Origin of the sequence: Aeromonas sp. FDAARGOS 1403 (assembly GCF_019047325.1) — a bacterium.
GTDB lineage: Bacteria > Pseudomonadota > Gammaproteobacteria > Enterobacterales > Aeromonadaceae > Aeromonas > Aeromonas dhakensis.
Map to the genome: position 1 here is coordinate 1675001 of NZ_CP077249.1, position 15699 is coordinate 1690699.

Consider the following 15699-nt stretch of genomic DNA (forward strand, 5'->3'; position numbering starts at 1 on the left):
GAAGGTTGAGTAACATCAACTGGAGGACCGAACCCACTAACGTTGCAAAGTTAGGGGATGACCTGTGGCTGGGGGTGAAAGGCCAATCAAACTCGGAGATAGCTGGTTCTCCCCGAAAGCTATTTAGGTAGCGCCTCGGACGAATACTACTGGGGGTAGAGCACTGTTTGGGCTAGGGGGTCATCCCGACTTACCAACCCCATGCAAACTCCGAATACCAGTAAGTAATATCCGGGAGACACACGGCGGGTGCTAACGTCCGTCGTGAAGAGGGAAACAACCCAGACCGCCGGCTAAGGTCCCAAAGTTCTGGTTAAGTGGGAAACGATGTGGGAAGGCTCAGACAGCTAGGATGTTGGCTTAGAAGCAGCCATCATTTAAAGAAAGCGTAATAGCTCACTAGTCGAGTCGGCCTGCGCGGAAGATGTAACGGGGCTCAAACCAGGCACCGAAGCCGCGGATTCACGCTAAGCGTGAGTGGTAGGGGAGCGTTCTGTAAGTCTGCGAAGGTGTGTCGAGAGGCATGCTGGAGATATCAGAAGTGCGAATGCTGACGTAAGTAACGATAAAGGGGGTGAAAAGCCTCCTCGCCGGAAGACCAAGGGTTCCTGTCCAACGTTAATCGGGGCAGGGTGAGTCGACCCCTAAGGTGAGGCCGAAAGGCGTAATCGATGGGAAGCAGGTTAATATTCCTGCACGACTTGTAATTGCGATGGGGGGACGGAGAAGGCTAGGTGGGCCAGGCGACGGTTGTCCTGGTGAAAGTGCGTAGGTGGTGTTTCTAGGCAAATCCGGAGACACAACACTGAGACACGAGACGAACGCACCACGGTGCGGAAGCCATTGATGCCCTGCTTCCAGGAAAAGCCTCTAAGCTTCAGATTACAAGTCATCGTACCCCAAACCGACACAGGTGGTCGGGTAGAGAATACCAAGGCGCTTGAGAGAACTCGGGTGAAGGAACTAGGCAAAATAGTACCGTAACTTCGGGAGAAGGTACGCTCTTGTTGGTGAAGTCCCTTGCGGATGGAGCTGACGGGAGTCGCAGTGACCAGATGGCTGGGACTGTTTATCAAAAACACAGCACTCTGCAAACACGAAAGTGGACGTATAGGGTGTGACACCTGCCCGGTGCCGGAAGGTTAATTGATGGGGTTAGCGCAAGCGAAGCTCTTGATCGAAGCCCCGGTAAACGGCGGCCGTAACTATAACGGTCCTAAGGTAGCGAAATTCCTTGTCGGGTAAGTTCCGACCTGCACGAATGGTGTAACCATGGCCATGCTGTCTCCACCCGAGACTCAGTGAAATCGAATTCGCCGTGAAGATGCGGTGTACCCGCGGCTAGACGGAAAGACCCCGTGAACCTTTACTACAGCTTGGCACTGAACATTGAACCTACATGTGTAGGATAGGTGGGAGGCTTTGAAGGCGTGACGCCAGTTGCGCTGGAGCCGTCCTTGAAATACCACCCTTGTATGTTTGATGTTCTAACGCAGGGCCCTGAATCGGGCTCGCGGACAGTGCCTGGTGGGTAGTTTGACTGGGGCGGTCTCCTCCCAAAGAGTAACGGAGGAGCACGAAGGTTGGCTAATCCTGGTCGGACATCAGGAGGTTAGTGCAATGGCATAAGCCAGCTTAACTGCGAGACGGACAGGTCGAGCAGGTACGAAAGTAGGTCATAGTGATCCGGTGGTTCTGAATGGAAGGGCCATCGCTCAACGGATAAAAGGTACTCCGGGGATAACAGGCTGATACCGCCCAAGAGTTCATATCGACGGCGGTGTTTGGCACCTCGATGTCGGCTCATCACATCCTGGGGCTGAAGTCGGTCCCAAGGGTATGGCTGTTCGCCATTTAAAGTGGTACGCGAGCTGGGTTCAGAACGTCGTGAGACAGTTCGGTCCCTATCTGCCGTGGGCGTTGGATGATTGAAGGGAGTTGCTCCTAGTACGAGAGGACCGGAGTGAACGAACCTCTGGTGTTCGGGTTGTCACGCCAGTGGCACTGCCCGGTAGCTAAGTTCGGAATCGATAACCGCTGAAAGCATCTAAGCGGGAAGCGAGCCCTGAGATGAGTCATCCCTGACCCCTTGAGGGTCCTAAAGGGCCGTTGGAGACCACAACGTTGATAGGTGGGGTGTGTAAGCGCGGCGACGTGTTGAGCTAACCCATACTAATTACCCGTGAGGCTTAACCATACAACACCCAAGAAGTGTTCTAAGGCTTGTAGCAGATACCGAGAACGAAGAATTAAATCAGCTTTTTCAGATTGAAGAATTTGCCTGGCGGCAATAGCGCAGTGGAACCACCTGACCCCATGCCGAACTCAGAAGTGAAACGCTGTAGCGCCGATGGTAGTGTGGCATTCGCCATGCGAGAGTAGGACACTGCCAGGCACCCAATTAAACGGTGATGTGAAAGACATGACCGGCTGCGAGGATGACACCTCAGAAGAAGCGGCAAAAGATTTAGCGAAAGCTAACCGAATGCGGAGCGGTAGTTCAGTCGGTTAGAATACCGGCCTGTCACGCCGGGGGTCGCGGGTTCGAGTCCCGTCCGCTCCGCCACTAAATTGAAAGGCCTTCCCTGACGGGAAGGCCTTTTTGCTGTCTGGCTTTTGCAAACGGGATGAGGAAACAAGGGACAACCGCCAGGGCTGCGACTTGCCACTGGCAACTCGGTCCCTGTCTGTTGTCCCTTGTGCTTGAGCCGGACTCTGTCTGTCTCCCCGTCCGCTCCGCCACGAAAAGAAGCCCAGTCGAAAGACTGGGCTTCTTTTCGTTTGCTTCCCTCTCTATTACCTCTTCTTCCTCTTTTATATCCCGCTGATTTATCACGTTATGGGTGTTGTGCCTCAAGGCTTTCCATCAGGGATGGGGTTCGGCATACAATGCGCCTTTGGTGTCAGATGAGAGTCCCCCTATGTTTTGTCCGCGTTGTGGTTCCGGATCTCTGCAACAGCGCAGCGAGAAAGAGTTCGCCTGTGGCTGTGGTTTTCACTATTTCCAGAATGTGGCGTCGGCCGTGATGGTGGCGCTGTGCTGGCAGGACGAGCTGCTGGTCGCGGTGCGGGCCTGTGATCCAGGCCGGGGCTTGCTGGATCTGCCGGGTGGCTTCGTCGATCCCGGCGAATCGTTGGAGGAAGCCTTGGTGAGGGAGCTCAAGGAGGAGCTGGGGCTGAACCTGACGGGGGAGACGCCGCGCTACTTGGGCTCCTATGCCAACGTCTATCCCTATGACGATGTGATCTATCACACCTGCGATACCGTGTTCTTGCTGGAGTTGGCAGACAAGCCTTTGGTGGTGGCGGCCGATGATGTGGCCGCCTGCGAGTGGCGCAAGCTGGCCGGCCTTGCCCCTGCCGAGTTTGCCTTTCGCTCTACCGGCGCCGCCATCAACCAGTTGCAGCGGCTGCGGGGCTAACCGATCGCTGTGATGACAGGGCGGAGCAGCTAGCCCGGCAGGTGGAGGGTGACGATCAGGCCGCCCTCTTCGCCGTTTCTGGCGTCGACCCGCCCGCCCTGGGCCTGGATGGCCTTGCGGGTGATGGCAAGGCCCAGCCCATAGCCCTTGCCTGCGGCGGGGGAGCCGATCCGCACGAAGGGATCGAAGATGCTGGAGAGCTTGCTCTCATCCACACCGATCCCCTGATCCGCCACCTCGATGACGAACTCGCTGCCCTGCTGCATCAGGGTCAGGTGGATGCACTGGCCCGCCTGCGAGAAGCGCAGGGCATTGCGCAGCACGTTGTCGAGAGCCCGGCGGATCAGCTCCGCCTGTCCGCAGACCGTGTACTCCCGGGTTTCATCCACCCAGGTTTTGATCTCGATGCCCATATGCTGCGCCTCGTAGCGGGCATCGCTCACCACGGCGTCGACCAGCCCCTGCAGATCGTAATACTCCTCGCTATCCCGCTCGCCATGGCCAGCACGGGTGAGGGTCAGCAGTTCGCCGATCATCTTGTCCATGCGCTGGGTCTCGAGCTGGATCCGCGCCAGGGATCCCGCGATCCTGGCCGGATCCTGCTGGGCCAGGCCGATGGCCAGCTGCAGCCTGGCAAGGGGGGATCGCAGCTCGTGGGAGACGTCGTGCAACAGCTGCTCGCGGCTCTCCACCAGCAGTTGCAGCCGCTCGGCCATGGCATCGAAGTCGCGGGCCGCATCGCTTATCTCGTCGTGGCGCCGCCGCATGGCGGGATAGAGGCGCACATCAAGCTCACCCTGGGCGAGGCGCGCGAACCCCTGTCGGAAGCGGTTCATGGGACGAGTCAGGTGCCAGGCGAGCAGGGCACTGAAGAAGAGGCCGCCAAGCCCGCCGATCCACCACATGGGGGGCGGCATGTTGAGCCAGTTGCGGTGGGGCTGGGGTGGGGCCAGCAACTGCTGCAGGCCGGCGCCGTCGTAGTCGAGCCGATAGTGCTGGCCATCGGCCCCCGGCAGGATGCGGCCGCTCAGCGTCGTGGCTGGTTCTGTTGTGATCGGTTCAAGCTGCAGCAGCCTTCGCTCCCGGGCCGGCCAGCTGGCCTGCAGGGCTGCGACTGCAGCCGGTCCCTGTCGCTGCAGCAGGCTGGCGGCCGCCTCCAGCTGGCGTTCGGCCAGCTGGCTTGCCATCCGCTGCTCCGGCGGTCCCTCATGGCGATAGAGGCTGAAGGCCACCCACAGCAGCTGGCTCATCATGATGATGGTGAACCAGAAGCCGAACAGGATCTTCCAGAACAGGCGCCCCTTGAGGATCATGCCAGCCGGTATCCTATGCTGCGCACCGTCTCGATGCCGACGGCTTCCCCCGCCAGGGCCTGCAGCTTCTGGCGGATATTGCAGATGTGCACGTCGACGCTGCGATCATAGGGCTCGCGTGGGCGGCCCAGCCCATGCAGGGAGAGCTCATCCTTGCTGACCACCCGCTCCGGCGAGCGCAGCAGCAGCTCCAGCAGGTTGAACTCGGTGGCGGTCAGCTCCAGCGGCTGCGTTTGCCAGTGACACTGACGGCTGGCGGGGGAGAGCACCAGCTCGCCAAGACGCAGTCCCTGCTCTTTGCCTGGATGGGCGGGGGCCGGCTCGACCCGGCGCAGCACGGCCCTCAGCCTGGCCACCAGCTCCCTCGGGTAGCAGGGTTTGGGCACATAGTCATCGGCCCCCATCTCGAGTCCGATCACCCGATCGATATTGTCCCCCTTGGCGGTGAGCATAATGACGGGGATCCGGCTGTCGCGACGGATCTGGCGCAGCACCTCGCTGCCGTTCAGGTCAGGCAGCATGATGTCGAGCACCACGGCGGCATAGTTGCCGGAGAGGGCGTGCTGCACGCCGCTCTTGCCGGTCAGCACATGGGTGGTGGCAAAGCCTTCTCCGCCCAGGTATTCGCTCAGCATGGTGCCAAGCTCCAGATCATCGTCCACCAGCAGGATCTTCATCGCTCTTCTCCGTCTCGGGTTGGCGCCATTTTCCCGTGTCTGTCCCCGCCTGACAGCTGCTTTTACGCAATCCTTACACTGCCCTGCAAGAGGCTTAACCGGACATTGGAGTAGATTGCCCGGGTCTGTTTCATCCTCTGTTTTAGCCAAGGATATCCGCGATGACCCCTGTCCGTCTTCTCGTTGTTCGCCTGCTGCTGCCCGCCCTGCTGCTGGTCGGCGCCGGCTGGCTGTGGCTGCCCTCCAGGGCGGCGCCGGCTGCCGCCTATATCACGGCTTCGGCCGAGCGGCGGGATCTGGAGCAGAGCGTGCTGGCCGACGGCACCCTGCAGGCCCAGAAGCTGGTGAGTGTGGGGGCCCAGGTGTCGGGGCAGATCAAGGCGCTGCACGTGGCACTGGGGGACGAGGTGAAGCAGGGCGATCTGCTGGTCGAGATCGACGATCTCACCCAGCAGAACGCCCTCAAGGATGCCGAAGCCGCTCTCGACAACGTGCAGGCCCAGCTGGCCTCGCGCCGGGCAACTTTGCGCAACAACCAGCTGGCCTTCGAGCGCCAGCGCAAGGTGCTGGCTCGCGGATTGGGCAGTCAGGCCGACTACGACAGCGCGGAGGCGACCCTGACGGCCACCCGTGCCGACATCCGGGCGTTGACGGCGCAGGCGGTGCAGGCCCGCATCGCGGTCGATACCGCCAAAGTGAATCTGGGTTACACCCGCATCGTCTCCCCCATGGCGGGCACCATAGTGGCGATCCCGGTGGAGCAGGGGCAGACGGTCAACGCGGTGCAGAGTACCCCGACCATGGTCAAGGTGGCGCGACTCGACACCATGACGGTGGAGGCGCAGATCTCGGAGGCGGACGTGATCAGGGTGAAGGCCGGCCTGCCCAGCTATTTCACCGTGCTGGGAGCGCCCGAACAGCGCTACCAGGCCAGCTTGCGTGCCATCGAACCCGCCCCCGACACCATCAACGACGACACGACCAGCAGTTCGACCAGCACGGCCGTCTACTACAACGGCCTCTTCGAGGTGGAAAATCCGCAGCGGGCCCTGCGCATCGGCATGACGGCCCAGGTGCACATTGTGCTGGCGACCGAACGCAACGCGCTGGTGATCCCGGCCATCGCCCTGAGCGAGGGGCGAGTACAGGTGGTAGATGGGAACGGTCGTCCGCAATGGCGGCAGGTGAAGGTCGGCCTCAACAACAAGGTGGATGCCCAGATCCTGGACGGGCTGGCGGAGGGGGAGGCCGTGGTGGTGAGCCAGTTGACGGCCCAGCACCAGCAGAGCGGGCGGATGGGTCCGCCCATGGGGATGTGATGATGAGAGAACCACTGCTGCAACTGAGCGGTATCCGCCGCCATTTTGGCGACGGGGAGCGGCGCGTCGAGGTGCTCAAGGGCATCGACCTGACCATAACGCGGGGCGAGATGGTGGCCATCGTCGGCGCCTCCGGCTCCGGCAAGTCGACCCTGCTCAATATTCTGGGCTGCCTCGATCAGCCGAGCGAGGGCGACTACCGGGTGGCCGGACGGGAGACGAGCCGGCTGACGGCCGATGCGCTGGCGACCCTGCGCCGCGAGCACTTCGGCTTCATCTTTCAGCGCTACCACCTGCTGGGGGATCTCAGTGCCCGCGACAACGTGGCGCTGCCCGCCCTCTATGCCGGGTTGGCCGGCGATGCGCGCAAGGCGCGGGCCGAGAGCCTGCTGCAGCGACTCGGGCTAGGCAGCCGGCTCGACTACAAGCCGAGCCAGCTCTCCGGCGGCCAGCAGCAGCGGGTCAGCATTGCCCGTGCCCTCATCAACGGCGGTCAGGTGATCCTGGCGGACGAGCCGACCGGCGCCCTCGACAGCCAGAGTGGGGCTGAGGTGCTCGGCATATTGAATGGGCTGCACCGCGAGGGGCATACGCTGGTGATCGTGACCCACGACATGGCGATCGCCGAGCAGGCCGAGCGGATCATCGAGCTGAAAGATGGCGAGGTGGTGGCCGACCGTCGTCGCGAGTCGGCACAGCCGCTTTCCGCACGCATTGGGTCCCGGGCCGGCGAAGGGGCGCGCGGTGGTCTGGCCGGGCGGCTCGGCGCCGCCTTCAAGATGGCGCTGCTGGCCATGCAGGCCCAGCGCATGCGCACCTTCCTCACCATGCTCGGCATCATCATCGGTATCGCCGCCGTGGTGTCTGTGGTGGCGCTCGGGCGCGGCTCCCAGCAGCAGGTGCTGGCCAACATCAACGCCATGGGCACCAGCACCCTGGAGATCTTCCCCGGCAGCGGCTTCGGCGATCGGCGGGCCGACGCAGTCCAGACCCTCAGGGTGGGGGACGCCGAGGCCCTCGCCGGGCTTGGTTATGTGCACAGCGTGACCCCCAGCCTGGCCACCAGCGTCACCCTGCGCCGGGGCAGTCAGGCGGTGCTGGGTTCGGTGAACGGGGTGGGGGAGCAGTTCTTCCAGGTGCGCGGCTATCGACTGCTGCAAGGCATGCTGTTCGATGCCACCAGCGTGGCCGACATGGCGCAGGAGGTGGTGATCGACGAGAACAGCCTGGCGCGCCTGTTTGCCGCGGGGGAGTCGCCGCTCGGTCAGGTGATCCTGCTGGGTAGCCTGCCGTGCCGGGTGATCGGGGTGGTGGCCCGCAACCAGAGCGGCTTTGGCAGCGACGAGAACCTCAACGTCTGGATCCCCCACACCACGGCCATGACGCGGATGCTGGGCCAGAGCCACCTGCGCAGCATCAGCGTGCGGGTGCAGGACGAGGTGGCGCTGGCCGCCGCCGAGGATGGCATCACCCGCCTGCTGCGTGAACGGCACGGCGCTCAGGATTTCTTCGTGCTCAACACCGACAGCATCCGTCAGGCGATCACCAGCACCAATGCCACCCTGACCCTGCTGATCGCCATGATTGCGCTCATCTCCCTGGTGGTGGGCGGTATCGGGGTGATGAACATCATGCTGGTGTCGGTGAGTGAGCGCACCCGCGAGATCGGCGTGCGGATGGCGGTGGGGGCCAGAACCGGCGACATACTGCAGCAGTTCTTGATCGAGGCGGTGCTGGTCTGCCTGCTGGGCGGGGCGGCCGGGGTGCTGCTCTCCCTGCTGGTCGGCGTCTTGTTCGAGCACTTCAGCAGCCAGTTTACCCTGAGCTACTCCCTGGACGCCGTGCTGATGGCCTTCTTCTGCTCGAGCCTCATCGGCGTGCTGTTTGGCTTCTTCCCGGCGCGGCGAGCGGCGCGGATGGACCCCATCCACGCCCTGGAGCGGGAGTAGCCACTATCTTCGGCGCCCGCTGCGCCACCCCATTCGCCGGCGTTGCCGAGGGCTCATCCCGCCCCCGGTGGCGCGGCGAATTGGCCGGACGGCATCCCGTGCCAGTCCGGCAGCCTGAACCGTGTCATCGACGTGACACAGCCTGCTCTGCGCGGGTTTTCAACCGGGCCCCTGGCCCGGTTCTTTTTCCCATGCGAAAAAAAGGCGCCACCCGAGGGGGACGCCTGAAAGGTCAAACCTTGCGGTTTGCGGACCAACGGAACCAAGATTTCACACACATCACACTCTCAGCACTTCTCTCGGCAGGCTCAGCCCTGCCACTTGCCTCCTTCCACTATCACGTCGTCGGGATTGGTATCGGCGCTCAACTTGTCGCGCACATACTGGTCATAGAGTTTCAGCAGGTACTTCTCTTCCCCCAGCTTGGCGAGACGGTCGTTGACCCAGTCACGCAGCTCGATATTGCCCTTCTTCACCGCCGGCGCGATGGGGTCTTCCGAGCCCAGCTTCTCGGGCAGGACGCGATAGCCCGGGTTCTCCTTGGCCCAGCTGAAGAGCACCAGGTTGTCCTGGGCGTAGGCGTCGCCGCGGCCCTGGGCCAGTGCCTGCAGGGATTCGGTGTTCTTCTCGAACTTGAGCACCTTCCAGTCCGGGTGGTTGCGGGTCAGCCAGATGTCGGCCGTGGTGCCGGTGGTGACGATCAGGGTCTTGTCCGCGAGATCGTTCAGTCCCTTGGCGGCGCTCTTCTCCGGTACCAGCACCTGCACCGCGACCTTGAGGTTCGGGTTGGTGAAGTCCACCACCTGCCGCCGCTCCGGGGTCACCGTCATGTTGGCGAGGATGAGATCCACCTTGTCGCTTTGCAGGAAGGGGATGCGGCTGGCGGGCTCCACCGCCACGAACTCGACCTTGTTCTCGTCCCCCAGCAGGTCCTTGGCGAAACGGCGACCGAGGTCGGTGTCAAAGCCGATGTAGTTGCCCTTCTCGTCCACATAGCCGAAGGGGGGCTTGTCGGTGAAGACGCCGACGATGAGCTTGTCACGGGCCTTGATCTTGTCGAGTGAACCGTCCGCCGCATGGGCGGCGCCGCTGGCGAGACCCAGTCCCAGCAAGGCACTGAACAGAACCGAGGTGATTTTTTTCATGCTGACTCCTTTCGTTTGATGACAGTTGTATAAGAAAACTTGGCGAGGAACTGGCGGGCACGCTGGCTGCGCGGGTGCTCGAAAAATTGATGGGGGGCGGCCTGCTCCAGAATGTGGCCGCCGTCCATGAAGACGATGCGATCCGCCACCGCCTGGGCGAACACCAGCTCGTGGGTGACGATGAGCAGGGTCATACCACTGCCGGCGAGATCGCGGATCACCTCCAGCACCTCCTGCACCATCTCGGGATCCAGCGCAGCGGTCACCTCGTCAAACAGCATCACCTGCGGGTTCATGCAGAGCGCCCGCACGATGGCGATGCGCTGCTGCTGGCCGCCGGAGAGCTGGCGCGGATAGTCGTGGCGCCGCTCCCACAGGCCGATGCGGGTCAGCAGCTGTTCCGCCTGCAGCAGGGCCTCCTGCCGCTCTCGTTTTTGCACCTGAAAGGGGCCGAGCAGCACGTTCTCCAACACCGTCAGGTTGGGGAAGAGGTGATAGCTCTGGAACACCATGCCGATCCGCTGGCGCAGCCGCTGCCAGTCGGTGCTGGCATCCAGAAACTCTCCGTCGAAGCGAATGTCGCCCCCCTGAATGGGTTCGAGCCCGTTGAGGGTGCGCAGCAAGGTACTCTTGCCGCAGCCGCTCGGCCCCAGGATGACGATCACTTCCCCCGGGTTCACCGTGAGGCTGACCTCATCCAGTACCCGGTTTTGGCCGAATTGTTTGCTGACAGCATTGAGCTCAAGCAGAGGTGTCATACCGCATTACCCCATTGTTGCTCCAGCCGGCGCGAGGCGAGCGAGAGCGGATAGCAGACCAGAAAAAAGAACAGGAACAGCAGACCGTAGATGAGCAGCGAGCCATAGGTACGCTCGATGATCTGCTGGCCCACCTTGATCACCTCCACCACCCCGATCAGCACCGCCAGCGAGCTGGTCTTGATGATGCGGGTGTAGATGTTGATGGTGGGCGGCGTCAGCCGTTGCAGCGCCTGGGGCAGCAGCACGTGGCGATAGAGCTGCCAGCGGGAGAGCCCGAGCGCCAGGCCGGCCTCCTGCTGGCCGCGGGCGAGGGAGTTGAGGCCACCGCGCGCCACCTCTCCCACCTCGCTGGCGCCCCACAGGGCCAGCACCAGCACGGCGCACCAGAAGGCTGGGATGTCCAGGCCGAAGAAGATCGGCAGCCCGAAGTAGAAGAGGTATAGCCAGACCAGCACGGGCACTACCCGAAACAGCTCCAGATAGACCCGTAGTGCTCCCCGAGTCAGCCTTCCCCCCTGCTGGGCCAGCACGCCGTAACCGACCCCGCCCAGGGTGGCGAACAGGATGGCTAGCAGCGAGATGGCGAGGGTCTGACCCGCGCCCACCGCCAGCAGCGGCAGCGCCTGCGTCAGCTGCTCAGTGACCGGACTGACCATAGTGATCCCTCCTTTCCTGTGCCTTGGTGACGAGTGATAGCGGTAGCAGGACGATCGATGCCTGAATCAGCGATTCAATGACCGAACTGACCATATTGATCCCTCCTTTCCTGCGCTTCGGTGACGAGTGATAGCGATAGCAGAACGATCGATGCCTGCATCAGTTGCTCAATGACCGAACTGACCATGTTGCAGCCTCCTTTCAACGACCCGCAGGGCGAGCGACAGCGGCAGAAAGATCAGCACGCACATCAAGGTCAGCACCGTCAGCATTTCGTAGGTCTTGTAGTAGAGGGCGATGTAGTTTTTGGTTGTGTAGAGCAGCTCCGGCACCGCCACCGCCGAGGCCACCGTGGTCTCTTTCAGCAGAAAGATGAAGTTGGCAAACAGCGCCGGCAGGCTGGCGAGCCAGGCCTGGGGCAGCTGCACGTGGCGCAGCAGCTGCCAGCGGGAGAGGCCGATGGCTCGCCCCGCCTCCAGCTGGCTGGGGGGGATTGCCTGAATGCCCGCCCGCAGCGCCTCGGTCAGGTAGCCGCCGCCGAGGAAGGTCATGGCGATCACCGCCGTGGCAAAGCCCGACAGCGACAGGCCGAGCGCCGGCAGCCCGAAGTAGAGAAAGAACAGCTGGATCAAGAGCGGCGTGTTGCGGGCCAGCTCAACATAGGCGCGGATCACCCCGTTCAGCCAGGGTCGATGCAGGCTTTGCAGCGTCACATTGAGCAGCGCCACGGCGAGCGAGGTGAGGATCACGATGGCGCCGAGCTGCAAGGTGACCCAGACCGATTGGCCGAACGCCGGCAGGGTGGTGAGGACAAAAGACCAGTCGAAGCTCATGCCGGGATCCTCCCGTCGCGGCGCAGCCGCTGGGGCACGACCGTGATGGCGTCCGGGTACTTGATGCCGGCGCCGGTGTTGAGTACCACCACCCGCTCGCCCCCCTGGATCCAGCCCGCTTCCCGCAGCTGGCGGGCGGCGGCGAAGGCGGCCGCCCCTTCCGGGCAGACGAAGCAGCCCTCCTGGGAGGCGAGCTGACGCAGCTCGCGCTGGATGGCGCCATCTTCCACCGCGACGGCGCAGCCCTCGGTACGATAGAGGGCGTCCAGCACCAGAAAATCCCCCAGCGCCTTGGGTACGTTGATGCCAAAGGCGAGGGTCTGGGAGTCGGGCCAGAAGCGCGATTCGCGCTCCCCCTGCTGCCAGGCCTGGACGATAGGCGCGCAGCCGCTCGCCTGCACTGCCACCAGGCGCGGCAGCGGCCCCTGCACCCAGCCCAGCTCCTGCAACTCCCGCAGTGCCTTGTAGATGCCGATGAGGCCGACTCCGCCGCCGGTGGGATAGAGGATGACGTCCGGCAGGGTCCAGCCGAGTTGTTCGGCGATTTCGAACCCCATGGTCTTCTTGCCCTCGATGCGATAGGGCTCCTTGAGGGTGGAGGCATCAAGCAGCCCCTGCTGCGCCACCGCCTCGGCCACCTGGCGACCGGCGTCGCTGATGAGGCCGTCCACCAGATAGAGGCGGGCACCGGCCAGGGCGCTCTCCAGCCTTGTGATGGCGGGGGCTGCCTGCGGCTGGACTATGGTGCTGCGCAAGCCGGCGCGGGCGCCGTAGAGTGCCCAGGCCGCACCGGCGTTGCCGTTGGTGGGCATGGCGAAGTGGCTGACGCCGAGTTCGCGGGCGCGGGAGACGCCGACCGCGGCACCGCGGGCCTTGAAGGAGCCGGTGGGGGTGAGGCTCTCATCCTTCATCCAGAGATCCGGAATGCCGACCTGCTTGCCGAGGCGCGGCAGCGGCAACAGCGGGGTGAAGCCTTCCCCCAGGGTGACCACCTGGGCGGGGTCGCGCACCGGCAGCAGCTCGTGGTAGCGCCACAGGCTGGCGGGGCGACCCAGCAGGGCGGCCGGATGCCAGGCCTGCTTCAGGGCCTCTAGGTCGTAGCTGGCCAGCAAGGGGGCGCCGACCGGGCTCAGCTGCTGGGGCTGATCGGCATCCACAACCTCGCCGGTCTTGCTGCAACGCAGATGTGATAGGTAGCTGTACGGCATGCTTTATCCTGAATGGCTCACGTTGGCTGGTGTCTTATTCCATCCTGTGACCCAAGTGCCGGATAACAAACAAAATAAACTGGCAAACCTAAGCGAAAAAATTCATATGACTCCGCTTGTTCCGGGTTGTGGCGGTTTCCCGCTCATGTCGCCTGGTCACCCGCTGGGGGGTTGGGCCATCCGGCACTCTTTGCTAACCTGCCCGCTTCACCGAAATTGCAGGGAGCCGCATCGATGCGAGCGATTGTCAGCCTGCTGGCCCTGTCACTGCTCTGTGCGTGCAGCGGCCAGCCAACCAGAGAGGATGCCATGTCAGGGAAAGCGCGCCTTCACTACCCCGTCACCCGCCAGGGTGAGCAGGTGGATCACTACTTCGGTCAGGCCGTGGCCGACCCCTATCGCTGGCTGGAGGATGACCGCAGCCCCGAGACCGAAGCCTGGGTCAAGGCCCAGAATGCAGTGACCCAGGGTTATCTGGCACAGATCCCGTATCGCGCCGCTATCAAGGAGAAGCTGGCCGCTTCCTGGAACTACGCCAAGGAGGGGGCGCCGTTTCGCGAGGGGCGCTACCACTACTTCTTCAAGAACGACGGACTGCAGAACCAGAACGTGCTGTGGCGCCAGCAGGAGGGCAAGCCGGCCGAGGTGTTCCTCGATCCCAATACCCTCAGCCCCGACGGCACCACGGCACTGGATCAGCTGAGCTTCTCCCGCGATGGCCGCATCCTGGCCTACTCGCTGTCGCTGGCGGGTAGCGACTGGCGCGAGATCCACCTGATGGACGTGGAGAGCAAGCAGCCGCTAGAGGCGCCCCTCAAGGATGTGAAGTTCAGCGGCATCAGCTGGCTTGGCAACGAGGGCTTCTTCTACTCGAGCTACGACAAGCCCGACGGCAGCGAGCTGTCGGCCAGGACCGATCAGCACAAGGTCTATTTCCACCGGCTCGGCACGGCGCAGCAGGATGACCGGCTGGTGTTCGGCGCCATCCCGGCCCAGCACCACCGCTACGTGGGGGCGACCGTCACCGAGGATGACCGCTTCCTGCTCATCTCGGCGGCGAACTCCACCTCCGGCAACCGCCTCTATGTGAAGGATCTGAGCCAGGAGAACGCGCCGCTGTTGACGGTGCAGGGGGATCTGGACGCGGATGTGAGCCTGGTGGACAACAAGGGCAGCACCCTTTACCTGCTGACCAACAGGGACGCCCCCAACCGCCGGCTGGTGACGGTGGATGCCGCCAACCCGGGGCCGGCCCACTGGCGCGACCTTATCCCCGAGCGTCAGCAGGTGCTGACGGTGCACAGCGGCAGCGGCTATCTGTTTGCCGAGTACATGGTGGATGCCACCGCCCGGGTCGAGCAGTTCGACTACGAGGGCAAGCGGGTGCGCGAGGTGGCGCTGCCCGGCCTTGGCAGCGTCAGCGGCTTCAACGGCAAGCACGATGATCCCGCACTCTACTTCGGTTTCGAGAACTATGCCCAGCCGCCCACACTCTACCGGTTCGAGCCCAAGAGCGGCGCCATCAGCCTCTATCGCGCCTCGGCGGCGCCGTTCAAGCCAGAGGATTACGTCTCCGAGCAGCGCTTCTACCAGAGCAAGGACGGCACCCGGGTGCCGCTCATCATCAGCTACCGCAAGGGGCTGAAACTCGATGGCAGCAACCCGACCATCCTCTACGGCTATGGCGGCTTCGACGTGAGCCTGACTCCGAGCTTCAGCGTGTCGGTGGCCAACTGGCTGGATCTGGGGGGCGTCTATGCGGTGGCCAACCTGCGCGGGGGCGGTGAGTACGGCCAGGCCTGGCACCTGGCGGGCACCCAGCAGAACAAACAGAACGTGTTCGACGACTTCATCGCGGCGGCCGAGTACCTCAAGGCCGAGGGCTACACCCGCACCGATCGGTTGGCGATCCGCGGTGGCTCCAACGGCGGTCTGCTGGTGGGGGCCGTGATGACCCAGCGGCCGGATCTGATGCGGGTCGCCCTGCCGGCGGTGGGGGTGCTCGACATGCTGCGCTACCATACCTTCACCGCCGGGGCGGGCTGGGCCTATGACTACGGCACCAGCGCCGACAGCGAGGCCATGTTCGACTACCTGAAGGGCTACTCGCCGCTGCACAATGTCCGGCCCGGGGTAAGCTACCCCTCGACTATGGTGACCACGGCGGATCACGACGATCGGGTGGTACCGGCTCACTCCTTCAAGTTTGCCGCCACCCTGCAGGCCGACAATGCGGGCCCCCATCCCCAGCTCATCCGCATCGAGACCAATGCCGGGCACGGGGCGGGCACGCCGGTGGCCAAGCTGATCGAGCAGAGTGCGGACATCTATGCCTTCACCCTGTACGAGATGGGCTACCGGGAGCTGCCGCGTCAGCCTTGATCCGGGCGAGACGGGCGTCAGCCATCCACTATC

The 15699-nt window shown here is 63.4% G+C and carries 11 protein-coding genes, 1 tRNA gene and 2 rRNA genes (1 of these 14 running past the window's edge); 7 read left to right on the forward strand and 7 right to left on the reverse strand.

Translation table 11 applies throughout. The features are described 5' to 3' along the window. The 4 genes from I6L33_RS08060 to I6L33_RS08075 all read left to right on the forward strand — a co-directional run. Positions 1 to 2197, forward strand: a 23S ribosomal RNA gene (locus tag I6L33_RS08060) (it extends 692 nt beyond the left edge of the window). A gap of 83 nt (positions 2198 to 2280) precedes the next feature. Continuing rightward, a 5S ribosomal RNA gene (gene rrf / locus I6L33_RS08065) occupies positions 2281 to 2395 on the forward strand. Between the two features lie 94 nt (positions 2396 to 2489). Then, positions 2490 to 2566, forward strand: a tRNA-Asp gene (locus I6L33_RS08070). A 355-nt stretch (positions 2567 to 2921) separates the two neighbouring features. Continuing rightward, positions 2922 to 3422 (forward strand): NUDIX domain-containing protein, encoded by a 501-nt coding sequence (locus I6L33_RS08075; protein WP_254204965.1) that lies wholly within the window; start codon positions 2922 to 2924, stop codon positions 3420 to 3422. A gap of 29 nt (positions 3423 to 3451) precedes the next feature. On the opposite strand, the gene I6L33_RS08080 is transcribed toward I6L33_RS08075, so the two are convergent. Together I6L33_RS08080 and I6L33_RS08085 are read right to left on the reverse strand one after the other, a co-directional pair. Next, entirely contained in the window at positions 3452 to 4735 is a 1284-nt protein-coding gene (locus I6L33_RS08080; RefSeq protein WP_216973859.1) for an ATP-binding protein, read from the reverse strand. Beyond that, positions 4732 to 5412 carry a response regulator transcription factor gene (locus I6L33_RS08085; RefSeq protein WP_010635066.1) on the reverse strand — a complete coding sequence of 227 codons (681 nt, stop codon included), beginning with the start codon at positions 5410 to 5412 and terminating at the stop codon, positions 4732 to 4734. Before I6L33_RS08085 ends, I6L33_RS08080 begins: the two co-directional genes overlap by 4 nt. 161 nt (positions 5413 to 5573) lie before the next feature. On the opposite strand from I6L33_RS08085, the gene I6L33_RS08090 reads away from it, so the two are divergent. Next, positions 5574 to 6731 carry an efflux RND transporter periplasmic adaptor subunit gene (locus tag I6L33_RS08090; RefSeq protein WP_216973860.1) on the forward strand — a complete coding sequence of 386 codons (1158 nt, stop codon included), beginning with the start codon at positions 5574 to 5576 and terminating at the stop codon, positions 6729 to 6731. Between the two features lie 2 nt (positions 6732 to 6733). Continuing rightward, positions 6734 to 8680 (forward strand): MacB family efflux pump subunit, encoded by a 1947-nt coding sequence (locus I6L33_RS08095; protein WP_367948488.1) that lies wholly within the window; start codon positions 6734 to 6736, stop codon positions 8678 to 8680. A 308-nt stretch (positions 8681 to 8988) separates the two neighbouring features. Here the strand turns inward: I6L33_RS08095 and I6L33_RS08100 are convergent, their stop codons facing one another. The 5 genes from I6L33_RS08100 to I6L33_RS08120 all read right to left on the reverse strand — a co-directional run bounded on the left by I6L33_RS08100 (position 8989) and on the right by I6L33_RS08120 (position 13284). After that, on the reverse strand, positions 8989 to 9825 hold the full coding sequence (locus tag I6L33_RS08100; protein ID WP_216973862.1) for a transporter substrate-binding domain-containing protein: 837 nt from the start codon (positions 9823 to 9825) through the stop codon (positions 8989 to 8991). Next, a complete protein-coding gene (locus I6L33_RS08105; protein ID WP_216973863.1) occupies positions 9822 to 10583 on the reverse strand; it encodes an amino acid ABC transporter ATP-binding protein in 762 nt (253 codons plus the stop codon). The genes I6L33_RS08100 and I6L33_RS08105 overlap by 4 nt, the downstream gene beginning before the upstream one ends. Beyond that, positions 10580 to 11242 carry an amino acid ABC transporter permease gene (locus I6L33_RS08110; RefSeq protein ID WP_216973864.1) on the reverse strand — a complete coding sequence of 221 codons (663 nt, stop codon included), beginning with the start codon at positions 11240 to 11242 and terminating at the stop codon, positions 10580 to 10582. The genes I6L33_RS08105 and I6L33_RS08110 overlap by 4 nt, the downstream gene beginning before the upstream one ends. 168 nt (positions 11243 to 11410) lie before the next feature. Continuing rightward, entirely contained in the window at positions 11411 to 12076 is a 666-nt protein-coding gene (locus I6L33_RS08115; protein WP_216973865.1) for an amino acid ABC transporter permease, read from the reverse strand. Continuing rightward, positions 12073 to 13284 (reverse strand): threonine synthase, encoded by a 1212-nt coding sequence (locus I6L33_RS08120; protein ID WP_216973866.1) that lies wholly within the window; start codon positions 13282 to 13284, stop codon positions 12073 to 12075. Before I6L33_RS08120 ends, I6L33_RS08115 begins: the two co-directional genes overlap by 4 nt. A gap of 234 nt (positions 13285 to 13518) precedes the next feature. On the opposite strand from I6L33_RS08120, the gene I6L33_RS08125 reads away from it, so the two are divergent. Beyond that, a complete protein-coding gene (locus I6L33_RS08125; RefSeq protein WP_216973867.1) occupies positions 13519 to 15666 on the forward strand; it encodes a prolyl oligopeptidase family protein in 2148 nt (715 codons plus the stop codon). Positions 15667 to 15699: the final 33 nt, after the last annotated feature.